Origin of the sequence: Cellulomonas sp. ICMP 17802, from assembly GCF_041295535.1 — a bacterium.
Taxonomy (GTDB): domain Bacteria; phylum Actinomycetota; class Actinomycetes; order Actinomycetales; family Cellulomonadaceae; genus Cellulomonas.
Genome location: NZ_JBGFQZ010000017.1, coordinates 58,838 through 75,345, shown reverse-complemented (window position 1 = coordinate 75,345; position 16,508 = coordinate 58,838). Strand labels below are relative to the sequence as shown.

Sequence of the window (16,508 nt, the reverse complement as noted above, 5' to 3'; positions counted from 1 at the left end):
GCAGCCTGCGGGTGGGTGGGCGGCACGACGCGCACGTCCGGCCCTGAGCTCTCCGGGAGCCCGAAGGTGTGCTCGACCGGCGGGGCGCCGGGCAGCGCGACGGTGAGCGTGTAGGTCCACCCGGTGACCGGGTTCCCGGCCCCGTCGCTGAAACCGGGCTGGTCGGTGGTCGCCAGGGGGATCGCCGCGCGGCCGTCGTCGTCGAGCGCGACGACGACGGGACGGGGAGTGATCACCGCCCCGGCTGCGTCCCAGACGCGCGGCGTGGAGGACGCCACGGTGACGGTGCCGGACCACGGGGCACCGAGGTCGTCGAGGAACGGGCCGACATGGACGGTGCTGGTGCGGATCTCGGACGGCAGCATGGGTCCTCCGGTGGGCGGGACGGAGCGCTCGTCCGTCGATGATCACCCGCCCGCCCGGGCGTCCGGAAGGACCCGGTCCGTCCGACATCTCACATCACCGACCCACGACAACAGTGCCCAGGCTGTGCTCCCATCCGTCGTCGGTCGGCTCCCCCTCGAGCGTGAAGAGCTCGGTGACCGCCCCCGTCGTGACGTCCGTGCTCACCGTGCGCTGCCGCCCTGCCGTGCCATGGCCGACGTAGCAGTCGTTGAGGTCGGTGACCACGGTGCCCCCACCGAACTGCAGCCAGTACGAGTGGTCGTCAGGGCCCCACCGGGTGGTGAGCGACGAGACCACGCCGTCGGCGAGCACCCCGGGTTCGGCGCCGCCGTCGCACGGCGGTCCCTGGACCACGAGGCCCAGCCCGACGCGGCCGTCCGGCAGCGGCGTCGCGTCGATGACCGGGTGCTCTGACGTCGCGAGCAGGCGGGGCGTCGCCGAGGGGCGGGTGGCGTCGAGCGCGAGCAGGTCGGCCGGGGTGCCGCAGGAGAGCAGGACCTCGTGCGGACCGGACCACCCACCGATCGTGCACGGCCGGTCGGTGGGGACGGTCGAGGCGGACGTGGCGGTGCCGGAGCGCAGGTCGACCAGCAGCAGGCGACCGTCCGGGCCGGTGGCCGTGACCCAGGAGCCGTCCGGGCTCAGCGACGTGGGGTAGACGGAGTCGTCGATGACACCGAGGTCGCGCTGCGACCCGTCGGGGTCCCGCACGAGCAGGTGGAACGTCGAGCCGGGGTACCCCGTCATGCGGTTCTGGGCCGACAGGACGTTCCGAGGCATCGGGACCGCCCCGGCGGGGAGGTCCGTGAAGTCCCACTGGGGTGCAGCCCACACGGTCGTCCCGTCGTCCGCGCCGCCGATCCACAGGGCGCTCGGCGGGAGGTCCGGCCACGGCTCCAGGTCGCCCGTGCGCAGGTCGAGCAGGCCGGCGACGTCGGTCGGGCTCGCGGCGGTGTAGTCCGTGGTGCTGGCGACGACGAGCGGGCTGCCCGCCGTCCACCCGAACACGACGAGGCCGGTGCGGACGCTCGTCTCGAGGACCGGGTTCCGCGCGCCCGTGGGGGAGATCAGCAGGAGGCGGTTCCGGTAGGCGTCAGCCGCGGCGTGGTACGGGTCCGTGCCGACGCGGGTCTGGTTGTCGGGCACGAGCATCCACCCGGCGGAACTGTCCTCGATCAGGCCGGCGGGCAGGGGGAGCGGTTCGCCGACGTGCACGGGCGGCGCCGCGGCCGCTGCCGTGGTGGGGGACGCTGCCGGGGCGGGGCTCTCGGTCGGGCTGAACGCCGGGACCGGCGCCGGGGCCGACCGGTGCGCGCCGAACCACGCGGTCGCGCCCAGCACGCCGACCAGCCCGACGCCGGCCACGCTCTGTGCGGAGTGCCGGACGGCCCGCCGGCGCCGCACGCGCCGCACGGTGCCCGCCAGCAACGAGGCGGTCGGGGCGGCACCGGACCGCCGGCGCTCGACGGCGGCCTCCGTGTCGGCCAGCAGGTGCCCGAGGTCGCTCATGACCGGTCTCCTCTCGATGTGCCCGTGCCGTTCACCAGCCGGACCGTCGGGCGCTCGTCGGCCTCGGGGTCCGTCGTGGTGCCGAGCCAGCGCTGCATCGCCGCGGCAGCGTCGGACGTGTACCGCTTGACCGCGCCCTCGCTCAGCCCGAGCTGGTCGGCCGTCTGGGCGACGGACAGGTCCTCGAGGTGCCGGAGCACCACGCAGGCGCGCTGGCGGGCCGTGAGGCGGGCCAGCGCCGCGAGGACGTCCTGCTCGAGGCCCGGGAGCACGGTCTCCACGGGGGCCTCGGGCTGGGTGGCCATCCGGTCGGCGGCCCGGCGCTCGCTGGCCGCCGTCCGCGCCCGGTCGATGGACCGGGTGGCGATCGCCCGGCGCACGTACGTCTCGGCCTGGGCCAGGGTGGTGAAGCGCGCCCGGCTGGAGAAGGTCGCGACGAGCGCGTCCTGCACCAGGTCCTCCGCCTCGGAGGGAGTCGCCGCGAGCAGCGTCGCGCGGGACAGCAGGGCCGGCCACCGCTCCTCGACCAGCTGGGCCAGGAGGCCCTCCCACCGCGCGCTCATCGGCCCCCTGCCTGACCTCGTCGTGTGCCCGCACGTCCCCTCACACCTGAAGAACGGAGCGTGGCAGAGATCGGTTGGTCCCGAGGCGGAACCGGCCCCGTGCTACTGTCCGCAAACAGGCTCGCTTGACCATTCCATGACCATTGATGGCGCTGGATCTCGAAGGACGACGATGACCGACGCAGCCCCCCTCCAGCCCCCCGCGCCGCAGTCGGCGTTCGCGCTCGAGGCGCCCGCGCCGGTCGCCCCGGTGGCGGCCACGGCGGCCCCCTCGATGGCCCCGCAGATCCCCGAGGCCGCCCTGCCGGGGCTCGACGCCAAGGTGAACGCGTACGTCGACGGGCTCATGGCCGCGCAGGTGGGCTCGCCCGAGCTGGCGCGCAAGGCCGACGACATCCGCCTCATGGGCGACTCCGACATCCGCGCCGCGGCGGAGACGTCCAACCGCCTGCTGCAGGCGCCCGTCAAGGAGCTGCGCGAGGGCGGGGTGTCCGGCACGTCGCAGGTCAGCAAGTCCCTGCTCGACCTGCGCAAGACGGTCGAGAACCTGGACCCCAGCGAGGCCACGATCGGCAAGAAGCTGCTCGGGCTCATCCCGTTCGGCGACTCGATGACCGACTACTTCCGCAAGTACGAGAGCTCGCAGAAGCAGATCGACGCCATCGTGCGCGCGCTCTACAACGGCCAGGACGAGCTGCGCAAGGACAACGCGGCGCTCAACCTGGAGAAGCAGCACCTGTGGGACACCATGGCCCGCCTGCACCAGTACATCTACGTCGCGGAGGCGCTGGACACCCGGCTGGCCACCACGATCGCGGAGCTCGACGCCACGGACCCGACCCGGGCCAAGGCCCTGCGCGAGGATGTGCTGTTCTACGTCCGGCAGAAGCACCAGGACCTGCTCACGCAGCTGGCGGTCTCGATCCAGGGCTACCTCGCGATCGACATCATCATCAAGAACAACCTCGAGCTCATCAAGGGCGTGGACCGCGCGACGACCACCACGGTGGCCGCCCTGCGCACCGCCGTGACGGTGGCCCAGGCGCTGAACAACCAGAAGCTCGTGCTCGACCAGATCACGGCGCTCAACACCACGACGTCCGGGCTCATCGCGTCGACCGCCAAGATGCTCAAGGAGCAGTCGGTCGGCATCCAGGAGCAGGCCGCCAGCGCGACCGTGGGGCTGCCGCAACTGCAGCAGGCGTTCGCGGACATCTACGCGACGATGGACTCGATCGACACGTTCAAGGTCAAGGCCCTCGACTCCATGGCGACCACCATCGGCGTGCTCGAGACCGAGACGACGAAGGCCCGCAGCTACCTCGACCGCGTCAAGCGCGCGGACACGACGGACGTCTCGGGCGGCTCGCTCGACCTCGGCACGAGCTGAGCGACGGGGTCCGGGTAGGCGCGACGAGATGAGCTGGTTCGCACGCCTGAGGGGGCGGCGTCAGGAGCCCGAGCTCCCCCCGCCTCCGCCTGCCCCCACGTCAGCCGACATCCTCGCGTCCGCGCACCAGGTGGAGCAGCAGATCGTCGGCAAGGTCCCCGCCGCCGTCACCGCGCGCGTGCACCGGATCGCCCGCACGGTGGAGGAGATGGCGCCGCGCCTGGACCGGCTGGGCGCCGGCAGCCGGCAGGCGCACACCGTCGTCGCGACCGCCACGAGCTACCTGCCCGAGGCGGTCGGCGGCTACCTGCGCCTCCCGCGGGACTTCGCCGACCGACGTGTGGTGTCCCAGGGCAAGACGTCGCTCATGGTGCTCTGCGACCAGCTGGACCTGCTGGGCGTGACGCTCGACAAGATCTCCGACGCCGTCTCGCGCGAGGACGCCAACGCGCTCGTCGCGCACGGGCTGTTCCTCGCCGAGAAGTTCGGCGGCTCCTCCCTGGCCCTCGCCCCCGAGGCGGGCCTCGACACCCCGCAGAGGGAGCTCCCGTGAGCCTGGTCCCCGCCCTGGACGCCCTGGTCGAGGTGGGCCGTGCGGCCGGCCTGGACGAGCCCGCGGTCCGCGACGAGGGCGCCCGCCTGGCCGCCGCCGTCGCCGAGTCGGTCCCCGGCGCGGCCGCCGCCTGGCTCGTCGCGGTCGGCTCGCCCGACGCGACGTTCGGGGCGTTCTTCTCGGCCGCGTCGAGCGCGCGGCGCTGGCGCTCGTCCCCGACCGACCTGCTCGCGGGCCTCGTGGCCGCCGGGTCGCCGCACGCCGAGGGGTATGCGACAGCGCTGGCCGGGGTCGTCTCCGCCGCCTGCGACCTCGGACCCGCGGAGATCGACGTCATCGCGCGCGCGTCCGCGACGGCAGCGGTGCAGCGCGCTGCCGTGGGCGGACCTCGGTCGGTGGCGTTCGTCGACCCGGAGCTGCAGGCGCTGCAGCTCCCTGACCTCCGGCTCCCCGAGCCCCGGCTGCTCGACACGACGGGGCCTGACCCGGAGCGGACCCCGGCGTCGAGCGCTCCCACCGCCTGGACGCCGGACGGCGCGCCGGAGCCGAAACCGGCCAAGACCCTCGAGGAGCTGCTGGCCGAGCTCGACGCGCTGGTCGGGCTCGCCCGGGTCAAGGCCGAGATCCGCCAGCAGACGCAGCTGCTGCGCGTCGAGCGGCTGCGCACCGAGGCAGGTCTCACGGCGCCGACGCTCACGCGTCACCTGGTGTTCCTGGGCAACCCGGGGACGGGCAAGACGACGGTCGCGCGCCTGGTCGCGGGCATCTACCAGGCGCTCGGGCTGCTGACCAAGGGACACCTGGTCGAGGTCGACCGCTCGGAGCTGGTGGCCGGCTACCTCGGGCAGACGGCCGTGAAGACGTCCGAGGTGGTGGCGACCGCGCTGGGCGGGGTCCTGTTCGTCGACGAGGCGTACGGGCTGGCCGAGGACCAGTACGGCGCCGAGGCGGTGAACACGCTGGTCAAGGACATGGAGGACCACCGCGACGACCTCGTGGTGATCGTGGCCGGCTACCCGGGGCCGATGGCGACGTTCCTGGCGACGAACCCGGGCCTGGAGAGCCGCTTCTCGACGACCGTCGAGTTCGACGACTACACGGACGCCGAGCTGCGCGAGATCTTCGCGCGCGCCGCGGCCAAGGCCGACTTCGAGCCCACCCCCGAGTGCCTGGCCCGGTTCGAGGAGCTGGCGTCGCTCCAGATCCGCGACGAGGGGTTCGGGAACGGCCGGTACGCACGCAACGTGCTGGACCAGGCGATCACCAGGCACGCCTGGCGCCTGCGGGACGTTGAGCATCCGACGGTCGACCAGCTGCGGCTGCTCCTGCCCGAGGACCTGGTCGCGCCGGCCGACGAGAACGCGCAGGATCAGCCCGACCATCTCGAGGAGTCCGCGTGACGCAGACGATCGCCCCGGCGGCGGCCCCGACCGCCCCCGCGCCCGTGGCACACCGCACCGGCGTGCGCGCCGCGCTGGGCCGCACTCCCGGCAGGATGCGGGTGGCCGGCGTGGTCGCGGTCGTCGCGTCCCTGGCCGTCGGCGTGCTCGGGCTGCGCGCGGGGCTGGCGCAGTCGTCCGCGCTGGCCGACGCGGACGCCGACTCCACGCAGCTGGTGGGCATCCAGGACGTCCGCAACGACCTCGTGGTGGCCGACGCGACCGCGACCAACGCGTTCCTGGTGGGCGGGCTCGAGCCGCCCGAGCAGCGCGCCCGGTACGACGAGGCCGTCGCGTCCGCCGCGCGCGGGCTCGCGCAGCTGGCCGGCTCCAACGGCGCGGACGCCGAGCTGCTGGGCAAGGCCACCGCCGGCCTGACGACCTACACCGGCCTGGTCGAGCAGGCGCGCGCGAACAACCGGCAGGGGTTCCCGGTCGGCGCTGCGTACCTGGACCAGGCGTCGTCGGTGCTGCGGACGGACGTCCTGCCGCACCTGGACGACCTGGTCGACGCCAACAGCGACCGGGTGGACGCGCACTTCGACTCGGTGTCGTCGGTGCCGTGGCTGCTGGCGCTCGGCATCCTCGCCCTGGCCGTGCTCGTCGTCGTGCAGGTCTGGCTGGCGCGGCGCACGCACCGGCGGCTCAACGCGGGGCTGTTCTGGTCGACGGTCCTGGCGCTCGCGGCGAGCATCGGGGGAGCCGTGGTGCTGGTGTCCACCGCGCAGCGGGCCGCCGACGCCCGCACCGGCCCCTACGACGCCACGGTCGCGGTCTCGCGCGCGTACTCGCTGGCCAACGACGCGAAGTCGATGGAGTCGTTCACGCTCATCAAGCGCGGGTCGGGCGCGGCCTACGAGGAGCAGTTCGTCAAGGAGACGGACGAGGCCCGGACGCTGCTGTCGCGGCCGACCGTCGACGCGACCCTGGTGCCGCTGCTCGACGACTGGGTGACCGCGCACGCGTCGATCCGCGCGCTCGACGACGGCGGCGACTGGGACGGCGCGGTGGCGCTCGCCATCAGCGGCGCACCGGGTGACCCGAACGACGTGTTCCAGACGTTCTCGACCGCGGCGAGCACGAGCCTCGAGGCCAGCGCCGCCCGCACCCACGACGCGCTGTCCGGCTCGGGCGGCTCCGCAGTCCTGGTCGGCTGGCTCATGCTCGCCGCCGGGCTGCTCGCCGCGGTCCTGTCCTGGCGCGGCATCTCGACCCGAGTGGAGGAGTACCGATGACCACCACCCGACACCTGCGACGCACGGCCGTCGCCGCCGCGCTCCTGCTCCTGGCCGGCTGCGCGGGCGCCCCCGCCGTGACGCCGGCCGCCGCTCCTGCGCAGCCCGAGGCCGCGGCGCCCGCCGCCGTCCCCGCGGCCACCGACTGCGCCGACGGGACCACCTCGTACGCCCCCGACGGCGGGCCTGCGCCCACGGTCGACGCCATCCGCGCGCGCGGGGCCCTCGTCGTCGGCGTCTCGGCCGACACGCTGCTCATGGGCGCCCGCAACCCGCTGTCCGGCCAGATCGAGGGCTTCGACATCGACGTGCTGCATGCGATCTCGGCCGCGATCTTCGGCGGCGACCCGAACCGGCTGCAGTTCCGCGTGATCACCTCCGCCCAGCGCCTCGACGTGCTGACCGGCCACGAGGTGGACCTGGTGGCCCGCACGTTCACCATGAACTGCGAGCGCTGGGACTCGATCGCGTTCTCCGCCGAGTACCTGCACGCCGGGCAGAAGGTGCTGGTCACGCGCGACTCGGACGCCACGGGCATCGACGACCTCGCCGGGCAGCGGGTCTGCGCGCCCGACGGGACGACGACCCTCACGCGGCTGCAGGAGACCTACCCCGAGGTGACGGCCGTCAGCGCCCCGACCCACACGGGCTGCCTGGTCCTGTTCCAGCAGGGCAAGGTCGACGCGATCACCGGCGACGACTCGATCCTGGCCGGGTTCGCGGCGCAGGACCCGTACGCCAAGGTCGTCGGCGACGCGTTCAGCGACGAGCCCTACGGCATCGGCGTGGCGGCGGACCAGGTGGACCTGGTCCGGTTCGTCAACGGCGTGCTGGACCGGATGAAGGCCGACGGCACCTGGGCCGCGACCTACGACCGCTGGCTCGGCGCGCTGGGTCCGGCCCCCGTGCCGCCGACGTCGGTGTACGGCCGCTCGTGAGCGGACCCGACGCGCCCGAGGCGCCCGGGCGGCTGGGGGAGCCGATCCCGGCGCCCGCGCTGCTCACGTACCTCAGCGGGCTCGAGGCCTGGCTGGCGCACCGCCGCACCGAGCTGGACCGGCTGGACCAGGCCGCGCAGGCGTCGCCCGCGTCCGACACCTACACCGACGACGTGCTCCTCGCGCTGACCATGTGGCAGGCCATCCGGTCGCGCACCGACGAGCTGGTCGAGGTGTGGGACTCGGGCCGGGCCGACGCGGTCGCCCGGGAGAAGATGTCGCAGCTGGTCTGGGGCCGGCTCGACTCCGGGCTCGGCGCGGCGCTGGTCTCGCTGGTGGAGGCCGTGACCCTGTGCGACGCGATGATCTCGCAGGTGCGGGCCCGGCTGTCGTTCGACCCCGACACCGCCGACCAGGCGGCGCGGCTGCGCGGCCTGCGCGCCGGCCTGGTGCGGTGCGAGGACCTCGCGGGCGCGGACACGTCGGCGGCCGAGCTCGTCGCCACCCTGCGCGCGCGCGAGCAGAAGCTGGTCGCGCAGGCGGCCCGGGGCGCGGACATCTCCGGCCCGCTGGCGGAGCTGGAGGCCCGGGCGGCGCTCGCGGAGCGCGACCTCATCGTGCAGGTGTCGCAGCGGCGCACGCTCGAGAAGGGCCGGGCGGACGCACAGGCCACGGTGGCGGCGCTGGAGAAGCGCGAGCCCACCCTGCACGAGCTGGCCGACCGGTGCCGGCGCGAGATCGCGCGGCCCCCCAAGCTCGCCGTGCCCGACGTGTCCCGCCTCGGCGTCGTCCCGTCCACCCGCACCGAGCTCGACTCCTACGTCGACCGCCTGGCCGCCGTGGGCCGCGCCTTCGACGCCGTCGCCGACGCGTACAGCGCGCCGCTGCGCGAGCGGGCCGAGCTGCGCTACCGCCTCGAGGGCGCCCGCGCCGCGGCCGACGCCAACGGCCGCAGCGCCTCGCCCACGGTCCGGTCGGGGTACGACGAGGCCCGCGCCGTCGTCGCCCAGACCCCCTGCGACCTCACCATGACCCGCTTCCTCGTCGAGCAGTACGAGTACCTCACCCGCGACCTGCCCGCGGCAGGTCAGGAGGGACGACCCCGATGATCGCCTGCACCGAGCCGGGCTGCACCGGCACCTACGAGGACGGCTACTGCAACGTCTGCGGCTCGCCGCAGGCGCCGACGTCCCCGGCGGCCGCCGCGTCCGCGACGTCCCTGCTGGGCACGGGCGTGGCCCAGGCCGCCCCGGACAGCGGCGCGGACGTCGGGGCGGAGCGCTCGACCCGCACCGGCCGCACCAGCTCCAGCCGGCTCGCCACGGCCGCGCTCGGGTCGGCCCGCACGGTCGCGATGGGCTCCCGGCCGACCCGCCGCACCGCCACCTCGTCCACCCGGCTGCGCGGTGCGCGGCTGGGCGCCGGCCTCACCACGGTGCCGCCCGCGCCGGTCCAGGACCCACTGCAGGCCGTCATGGCCGTGCCGGAGGTCGAGGAGCGCAAGCGGTTCTGCCCCAAGTGCGGCGCGGAGGTCGGGCGGTCGCGCGACGGCGTGCCGGGCCGGACCGCCGGGTTCTGCCCCGCGTGCGGCACCCACTTCGACTTCACGCCCGCGCTGCACCCGGGCGACGTCGTCGGCGGCCAGTACGAGGTGGTCGGCTGCCTGGCGCACGGTGGCCTCGGCTGGATCTACCTGGCGCGCGACCAGAACGTGTCGGGCCGCTGGGTGGTGCTCAAGGGCCTGCTCAACTCGGGCGACCCCGACGCGTACGCGGCGGCGATCTCCGAGCGGCAGTTCCTCGCCGAGGTGGAGCACCCGCTGATCGTCGAGATCTACAACTTCGCGATGCACGAGGGCGCCGGCTACACCGTCATGGAGTTCGTCGGCGGGCGGTCGCTCAAGCAGATCCTGCACGACCGGCGCGAGGCCGCCGGCGGCGTCGTCACGCCCCTGCCCGTCGACCAGGCGCTCGCGTTCGTCCTCGAGATCCTCCCGGCGTTCGCCTACCTGCACGACGTCGGGCTGCTGTTCTGCGACTTCAAGCCGGACAACGTGATCCAGCAGGGCGACGCGGTCAAGCTGATCGACCTCGGCGGCGTGCGGCGCATGGACGACCTCGAGTCCGCGATCTTCGGCACGGTCGGCTACCAGGCGCCCGAGGTGCCCGAGGTGGGGCCGTCGGTGGCGTCGGACATCTACACGATCGGCCGCACGCTGGCCACGCTGGTGCTCGACTTCCGCGGGAACACCAGCACGTACGTGGCGTCGCTGCCGTCGGTGGCCGACACCCCCGTGTTCCAGACGTACGACTCGTTCTACCGGCTGCTGGCCAAGGCGTGCGCGCTCGACCCGTCCGACCGCTTCGCCACCGTCGACGAGCTGCGCGCGCAGACGCTCGGCGTGCTGCGCGAGGTCGTGGCCACCGACCGCGGCCCGGGCAGCCCCGCGCTGCACTCGGCCGCGTCCGTGCTGTTCGAGGCGCCGACGTCCGACGAGGCGGGGCACCCGCTGGCCTGGGACCAGCTGCCCGCGCTGAAGGTGGACCCGGGCGACCCCTCGGCCAGCTGGCTCGCGGGCGTCAACGTGAGCGACCCGGTGCAGCGCATCGCCGCGCTGGCCGACGCCCCCGAGGACTCCGTCGAGGTCCGGCTGCGGCGGGCCGCCGCGGCGATCGAGGCCGGGCGCCAGGACGTGCTCGACGCCACCCTGTCCCAGGTGCTGGGCGAGGACCCGTGGGAGTGGCGCGCGGCGTGGCTGGGGGGTCTGGCGCAGCTGCACGCCGGCGACCCCGTGGCGGCGCGGGCGTCGTTCAACGCGGTCTACGGGCAGGTGCCGGGCGAGCTCGCGCCCAAGCTCGCGCTGGCCACCGCGTGCGAGCTCAGCGGCGAGCCGGACATCGCCGAGTCGCTCTACGTCATCTGCGCGCGCTCGGACGCGAACTACACCGCGCCGGCCGCGTTCGGCCTGGCCCGGATCCGGCGGGCGCGCGGCGACACGGCCGGGGCGCTCGCGGCGCTGGAGCTGGTCACGGCCACCCGCAGCTCGTATGTCGACTCCCGGATGATGCGCGCGCAGCTGCTGGCCGCGTCGGGGTCCGACCTGCGCGCGCTGTCCGACGCGCTGGCCAGCGTGCAGGCGGTGTCGATCGAGCCGCGCGCGCGAGCGGCGCTGCGGGTGGACGTGCTGGGGTCGGCCCTGAGCGCGGTGCTCGAGCACGGGCCGTCCCGCACCGTCACCCTGGGCGGCGTGCCGGCGCAGGAGCCCGAGCTGCGCGACGCGCTCGAGGGCGCCCTGCGGGAGTACGCCTCGCTGGCCGAGGAGCCCGACGAGCGGATCGAGCTGGTCGACCAGGCCAACGGCGTGCGCCGGTGGACCACGTGGTGACCTGCCTGGCGTGCGGCACGGTCGCCGGCGAGGGAGCGGCGTTCTGCGAGCAGTGCGGTGCGCCGCTCGGGGTCGCCCCCGCGCTGCCCGTCGTGGCGGTCGAGGCCGCCGACCCGGTGGCGGCCGCCGTCTGCCGCGCGTGCGGCGGGAGCATCGCCGCCGACGGGTACTGCGAGCTGTGCGGCGAGCCGGCGGCCAGCGCGCGCGACCACTGGAGCGAGCTGCCGTCGGCGCAGGTCGGGGGCGTCTGCGACCGCGGCCGCCGGCACAGCAAGAACGAGGACGCGATGGCCCTGGCGGTCAGCGGCACCACCGCCGTGCTCGTGGTGTGCGACGGGGTCTCCTCCGTGGCCGACTCGGACATCGCGAGCCTGGCCGCGGCGCGCGCCGCGCGCGACGTCCTGGTCAAGGGCTCGACCCCGAGCTCGGTCGGCACCTGGTCGGCGCTGCTGGTCACGGCGGCCGCGGCGGCCGACCGGGGCATCGCGGACGCCATCGGGGACATGGCCGAGCGCACCGAGCCGCCGTCGTGCACGTTCGTGGCCGCCGTCGTCGACGGACCGACGGTCGTGGCGGGATGGCTCGGCGACTCGCGCGTGTACTGGGTGCCCGACGAGGGCGCCGCGCGGCAGGTGAGCGTCGACGACTCGGCCGCGAACGAGATGATCGCGCGGGGGGTGCCGCGGGCCCGCGCCGAGGCCTCGCCCGAGGGCCACGCGATCACCCGCTGGCTGGGTGCCGACGCCGAGACCGTGGTGCCCAGCACGGCCACCACGCGCGCGCAGGGTCCGGGGTGGGTGCTCGTCTGCTCGGACGGGCTGTGGAACTACTGCTCCGAGGCCGCGGACGTCGCGGACCTGCTGCACCGCGCCGTCGACGCGCACGGGCCCGCCCCCGACGCGATCGCCGCCGAGCTGGTCCGCTGGGCCAACGAGCAGGGCGGCCACGACAACATCACCGCGGCGCTGGCCCGCGTCGACCTCGATACTGTCCTCACCGACGACAACGCAGCCTGAGGAGCCACAGTGGCCGACTTCCGCACCGAGGTGTTCCAGAACGAGTTCCTCTCCGACGGTGCCACGGACGTGCACGCGATCGTCACCGTGACCAGCACCGGCGCGGGATCGGCGGCCACCGGCACGGGCGAGGTCGCCGAGATCGTCATCATCGACACGTCCGGCTCGATGAGCGGCCCCAACATCGAGGCCGCCAAGCACGCGGCGCAGGTGGCGGTCGACCAGATCGTCGACGGCACCTGGTTCGCGGTGGTCGGCGGCAGCCACGTGGCCAACCGCGCGTTCCCCTACCCGAACGCCCCGGTCGCCATCGTGCAGATGGAGCCGGGCGCACGCGAGGAGGCCAAGCGCGCCATCTCGTTCATGCGCCCGTCGGGCGGCACCGCGATGAGCACGTGGCTGCGGCTCGCCGACGCGATCTTCGCGACGGTCCCGCAGGCCACCCAGCGGCACGCGATCCTGCTCACCGACGGCCGCAACGAGTCGGAGCCGCGCGGCGAGCTCTCGAAGGCCATCTCCGCCGTCACGGGCCACTTCCAGTGCGACGCGCGCGGCGTGGGGTCGAGCTGGGAGGTGGCCGAGCTGCGCGAGATCGCGACCGCGCTGCTGGGCACCGTCGACCTCATCCGCAACCCTGCTGACATCGCCGCGGACTTCAAGGCGCTGGTGAACGAGTCGATGTCCAAGGGCGTCGCCGACGCCGAGCTGCGCGTGTGGGCCCCGCAGGGCGCGCAGGTGCTGTTCGTCCGCCGGGTGGCGCCCACGGTCGAGGACCTCACCTCGCGCCGCACCGAGGTCAACGCGTTGACCGGCTCGTACCCGACCGGGGCGTGGGGCGACGAGTCCCGCGACTACCACGTGGCCGTGCGGGTGGCCTCGAAGCCCGTCGGCTCCGAGCAGCTCGCCGCGCGCGTGCAGATCGCCGTCGGGGGCGAGGTCAAGGCGTCCGGCCTGGTCAAGGCGCGCTGGTCCGACGACAGCTCGCTGACCGCGCGCATCAACCCCGAGGTCGCGCACTACACCGGGCAGGCCGAGCTCGCCGCGGTGATCCAGGAGGGCCTGGCGGCGAAGGCGGCCGGCGACGAGGCGACCGCGACCGTCAAGCTGGGCCGCGCCGTGCAGCTGGCGGCCGAGACGGGCAACGAGGAGGCCACCTCCAAGCTGCGCCGGGTGGTCGACGTCGACGACGAGGAGAAGGGCACCGTGCGGCTCAAGCGCAACGCCGACAAGCTCGACGAGATGGCGCTCGACACCGCGTCCACCAAGACCACCCGGGTCCGCCGGTGAGCACGGTCCTGTGCCCCGAGGGCCACGCCTCGACCTCGACCGACTACTGCGACGTCTGCGGCGCCCCGATCGAGAGCGCCGCCGCGCCGGCGTCCGCACCGACCCCGGCCGTGGCGGCGACGACGACCACCTGCCCGCACTGCGGCGCGCCGGCGTCGTCGCTCGCGCTGTTCTGCGAGACGTGCGGCTACGACTTCACGACGGGCTCGCTGCCGGCCGAGGCGGATCCCGCCCCAGCCTCGACCCCGACGCCCGCCCCCACACCTGCCCCCGCGCCCGACCCCGTCGCCCCGACGCCGGCCCTGCCCACCCCGGCGCCCGACGGCCAGGAGTCGTGGGTGGCCGAGATCTGGGTGGACCCCGACTGGTACGCCGCGCAGCAGCCGGAGGACCCCATGCCGTCCGCGGGCCTGCCGGGGCTGGTGCCCCTGCGCGAGCGCAGCGTGCTGGTGGGTCGCCCGTCGGTGTCCCGGAACATCCACCCCGCGATCGACTGCGGCACGGACTCCGGGGTGTCCCGCCGGCACTGCCAGCTCAACACCGACGGCCAGCGCTGGTGGGTGGAGGACCTGCAGTCCGCCAACGGCACTTATGTGAGCCGCGCGGGCGACCCGCTGCCCACCACCCCGATCCCGGTCGGCCAGCGCCGCGAGATCGAGGACGGCGACCGGCTGTACCTCGGCGCGTGGACGCGCATCGTGATCCGGACGGCACTGCCGGGGGAGGTCTGATCACCCCGGTGCGCGCCGCCGGTGGTCGGCGGCGACCACGCGAGCGGCGACGAGGGCCAGCAGCAGGCCGATGGCCAGTGCGGAGGCATGCCCGACGTCGGTGAACGTGGGATCGATCGTGCCGGGCAGCAGCCAGTAGGCCGCGGTCGCGCCGAGGTACCACCAGCGCCAGCGCTGCGGGATCTCGAGCACGAGGAACCCCATGCAGGCGGCCATGACGTAGCTGACCCCGACGTCGGTGGCCCCTGCCACGCTCTCGTCGACGAACCCGTGGAAGATCCCGGTCGCCACCCCCACAGCCACGAACAGGCCGGCCACGACGTGCCCGGCCAGCCCGACCACCAGCGAGGCGAGCCGGCCGACGAACCGCTGCAGGTAGGCGAGGACGACCAGCAGCTGCAGGACGAGCAGCAGTCCTGAGACACCCTCCACGACGAACGCGCTGCCGAACATCGCGACCAGCGGCTCGGCGCGCAGGTTGTTCAGGTTTCCGCTCGCCCGGTCGAGGATCTGGGCGGTGCGCTCGGCGGGCTGCAGCATCACGACGATGGTGACGACGGTGACCGTGGCGCAGTAGAGAAGTGCCAGGTCGGCGTGCGCGACGGTCTGGCCGACGTCGCGCAGGGCGGCCCGGAGCATGTCGCCGGCGCCCGTTCGGCGCGGCGCCGGGCGGCCGCTCGTCATGCAGGTCACGGTACTGCGCACCGTGATCCGGACGGCACTGCCGGGGGAGGTCTGGCCAGGGCCTAAGGTCCCGATCTCTGCACCCCCCGGCAGTGCTAACTTCCGAGGGACGCCAGGTCCGCGCAACGACGCCGGACCGAGTTCGGGGGGTCTCATGGTGGAGCAGGCCGACGGCCGCACCGCGGTGCGGGTGCTCGTCGTCGCGACGATCGGGTTCCTGGTCAACTTCTGGGCGTGGGCGCTCATCGGCCCGCTCGGCGGCGCCTACGGCAAGGCGCTCGGCCTGACCGGGGTGCAGCAGTCGGTGCTGGTCGCGGTGCCGGTCATCGTCGGCTCGCTCGGCCGGATCCCCGTCGGGGCGCTCACCGACCGGTACGGCTCGCGCCGCATGTTCCCGACCGTCACGGTGCTGACCATCCTGCCGGTGCTGTTCATCGGGTTCGTGGCGGACACCTACCCGGCGATGCTCGTCGGCGGATTCTTCCTCGGGCTGGGCGGGACCGCGTTCGCGATCGGTGTGCCCGCGGTCAACCAGTGGTTCGCGCCCGAGCGGCGGGGCACCGCGCTCGGCATCTTCGGGCTGGGCATGGGCGGCACGGCGATCTCCGCGTTCACCACGGTGCGGATCACCGACGCCTACGGGCACGAGGCCCCGTTCGTGCTCGTCGCCTGCGTGCTCGCGGTGTACGCGGTGGTCTCGGCCCTGCTGCTGCGCGACCGGCCGGGGCGTGCGGCGCCGCAGGGGTCGTTCCTGGCCCGGACCTGGGCGACCGCCCGCATCCCCGCGACCGGGCAGCTCTCGCTGCTGTACGCGCTCGGGTTCGGCGGCTTCGTCGCGTTCAGCGTCTACCTGCCCACCTACCTCGTGAACGCCTACGACCTCACGGCGGCCGACGCCGCGGCGCGCACGGCGGGCTTCGTGGTGCTCGCCGTCGTCATGCGGCCGGTCGGCGGGACGCTGTCCGACCGGGTGGGCCCCGTGCCGGTCCTCCTGGTCGCGTTCGGGGCGGTCACGGTCCTGGCGCTGGTCGCCGCCCTCGAGCTGCCCCTGGTGCCGGTCGCCACGATCGCGTTCCTCGGCCTCGCCGCGGCGCTCGGCGCGGCGTCCGGCGCGGTGTTCGCCCTGGTCGCGCAGGTGGCGCCGGCGGACAAGGTGGGGGCCGTCACCGGCATCGTCGGCGCCGCCGGCGGCCTGGGCGGCTTCTTCCCGCCGCTGGTGATGGGCGCCGCGTACGACCGCGTCGGCGACTACAGCCTGGGCTACGTCCTGCTCGCCGCGACGGCCCTGGCCGTCGCCCTGTTCACGTGGGGTCCGGTCCGCCGGGCCGCCCGTCTGCGCGCCGCCCAGGTCACCACCACCACCAGCTAGGGAG

15 protein-coding genes are annotated in these 16,508 nt (G+C 74.6%); 11 read left to right on the top strand and 4 right to left on the bottom strand.

The window, feature by feature from the left end; genetic code table 11:
* The 3 genes from AB5970_RS13330 to AB5970_RS13320 form a co-directional block, all read right to left on the bottom strand.
* On the bottom strand, positions 1 to 365 hold a 365-nt coding region (locus AB5970_RS13330; RefSeq protein ID WP_370504434.1), incomplete at its 3' end, for a hypothetical protein.
* A gap of 94 nt (positions 366 to 459) precedes the next feature.
* Positions 460 to 1,914, bottom strand: a complete 1,455-nt coding sequence (locus tag AB5970_RS13325; RefSeq protein ID WP_370504433.1) for a hypothetical protein — start codon at positions 1,912 to 1,914, stop codon at positions 460 to 462.
* Positions 1,911 to 2,477 carry a sigma-70 family RNA polymerase sigma factor gene (locus tag AB5970_RS13320; protein WP_370504432.1) on the bottom strand — a complete coding sequence of 189 codons (567 nt, stop codon included), beginning with the start codon at positions 2,475 to 2,477 and terminating at the stop codon, positions 1,911 to 1,913. The genes AB5970_RS13325 and AB5970_RS13320 overlap by 4 nt, the downstream gene beginning before the upstream one ends.
* A 172-nt stretch (positions 2,478 to 2,649) precedes the next feature.
* On the opposite strand from AB5970_RS13320, the gene AB5970_RS13315 reads away from it, so the two are divergent.
* The 10 genes from AB5970_RS13315 to AB5970_RS13270 are packed head-to-tail and all read left to right on the top strand — an operon-like array spanning position 2,650 to position 14,451.
* Positions 2,650 to 3,867 carry a toxic anion resistance protein gene (locus AB5970_RS13315; protein ID WP_370504431.1) on the top strand — a complete coding sequence of 406 codons (1,218 nt, stop codon included), beginning with the start codon at positions 2,650 to 2,652 and terminating at the stop codon, positions 3,865 to 3,867.
* A 28-nt stretch (positions 3,868 to 3,895) separates the two neighbouring features.
* The gene (locus AB5970_RS13310) at positions 3,896 to 4,420 is read left to right on the top strand and encodes a hypothetical protein (RefSeq protein WP_370504430.1); all 525 of its coding nucleotides are present in this window, start codon (positions 3,896 to 3,898) and stop codon (positions 4,418 to 4,420) included.
* Complete coding sequence (locus AB5970_RS13305; protein WP_370504429.1) at positions 4,417 to 5,820, top strand: AAA family ATPase; 1,404 nt, start codon at positions 4,417 to 4,419, stop codon at positions 5,818 to 5,820. The genes AB5970_RS13310 and AB5970_RS13305 overlap by 4 nt, the downstream gene beginning before the upstream one ends.
* Complete coding sequence (locus AB5970_RS13300) at positions 5,817 to 7,094, top strand: hypothetical protein (RefSeq protein WP_370504428.1); 1,278 nt, start codon at positions 5,817 to 5,819, stop codon at positions 7,092 to 7,094. Before AB5970_RS13305 ends, AB5970_RS13300 begins: the two co-directional genes overlap by 4 nt.
* On the top strand, positions 7,091 to 8,032 hold the full coding sequence (locus AB5970_RS13295; RefSeq protein WP_370504427.1) for a glutamate ABC transporter substrate-binding protein: 942 nt from the start codon (positions 7,091 to 7,093) through the stop codon (positions 8,030 to 8,032). The genes AB5970_RS13300 and AB5970_RS13295 overlap by 4 nt, the downstream gene beginning before the upstream one ends.
* A complete protein-coding gene (locus tag AB5970_RS13290; RefSeq protein WP_370504426.1) occupies positions 8,029 to 9,141 on the top strand; it encodes a hypothetical protein in 1,113 nt (370 codons plus the stop codon). The genes AB5970_RS13295 and AB5970_RS13290 overlap by 4 nt, the downstream gene beginning before the upstream one ends.
* Positions 9,138 to 11,417 carry a serine/threonine-protein kinase gene (locus AB5970_RS13285; RefSeq protein WP_370504425.1) on the top strand — a complete coding sequence of 760 codons (2,280 nt, stop codon included), beginning with the start codon at positions 9,138 to 9,140 and terminating at the stop codon, positions 11,415 to 11,417. The genes AB5970_RS13290 and AB5970_RS13285 overlap by 4 nt, the downstream gene beginning before the upstream one ends.
* On the top strand, positions 11,402 to 12,433 hold the full coding sequence (locus AB5970_RS13280) for a PP2C family protein-serine/threonine phosphatase (RefSeq protein WP_370504424.1): 1,032 nt from the start codon (positions 11,402 to 11,404) through the stop codon (positions 12,431 to 12,433). The genes AB5970_RS13285 and AB5970_RS13280 overlap by 16 nt, the downstream gene beginning before the upstream one ends.
* 9 nt (positions 12,434 to 12,442) lie before the next feature.
* On the top strand, positions 12,443 to 13,720 hold the full coding sequence (locus AB5970_RS13275) for a vWA domain-containing protein (RefSeq protein WP_370504423.1): 1,278 nt from the start codon (positions 12,443 to 12,445) through the stop codon (positions 13,718 to 13,720).
* Positions 13,717 to 14,451 (top strand): FHA domain-containing protein, encoded by a 735-nt coding sequence (locus AB5970_RS13270; RefSeq protein ID WP_370504422.1) that lies wholly within the window; start codon positions 13,717 to 13,719, stop codon positions 14,449 to 14,451. The genes AB5970_RS13275 and AB5970_RS13270 overlap by 4 nt, the downstream gene beginning before the upstream one ends.
* On the opposite strand, the gene AB5970_RS13265 is transcribed toward AB5970_RS13270, so the two are convergent.
* Entirely contained in the window at positions 14,452 to 15,135 is a 684-nt protein-coding gene (locus tag AB5970_RS13265; protein ID WP_370504421.1) for a rhomboid-like protein, read from the bottom strand.
* Positions 15,136 to 15,289: 154 nt separating this feature from the next.
* Here AB5970_RS13265 and AB5970_RS13260 point away from each other — a divergent pair, with 154 nt between their 5' ends.
* A complete protein-coding gene (locus AB5970_RS13260; protein WP_370504420.1) occupies positions 15,290 to 16,504 on the top strand; it encodes an MFS transporter in 1,215 nt (404 codons plus the stop codon).
* Positions 16,505 to 16,508 lie beyond the last annotated feature (4 nt).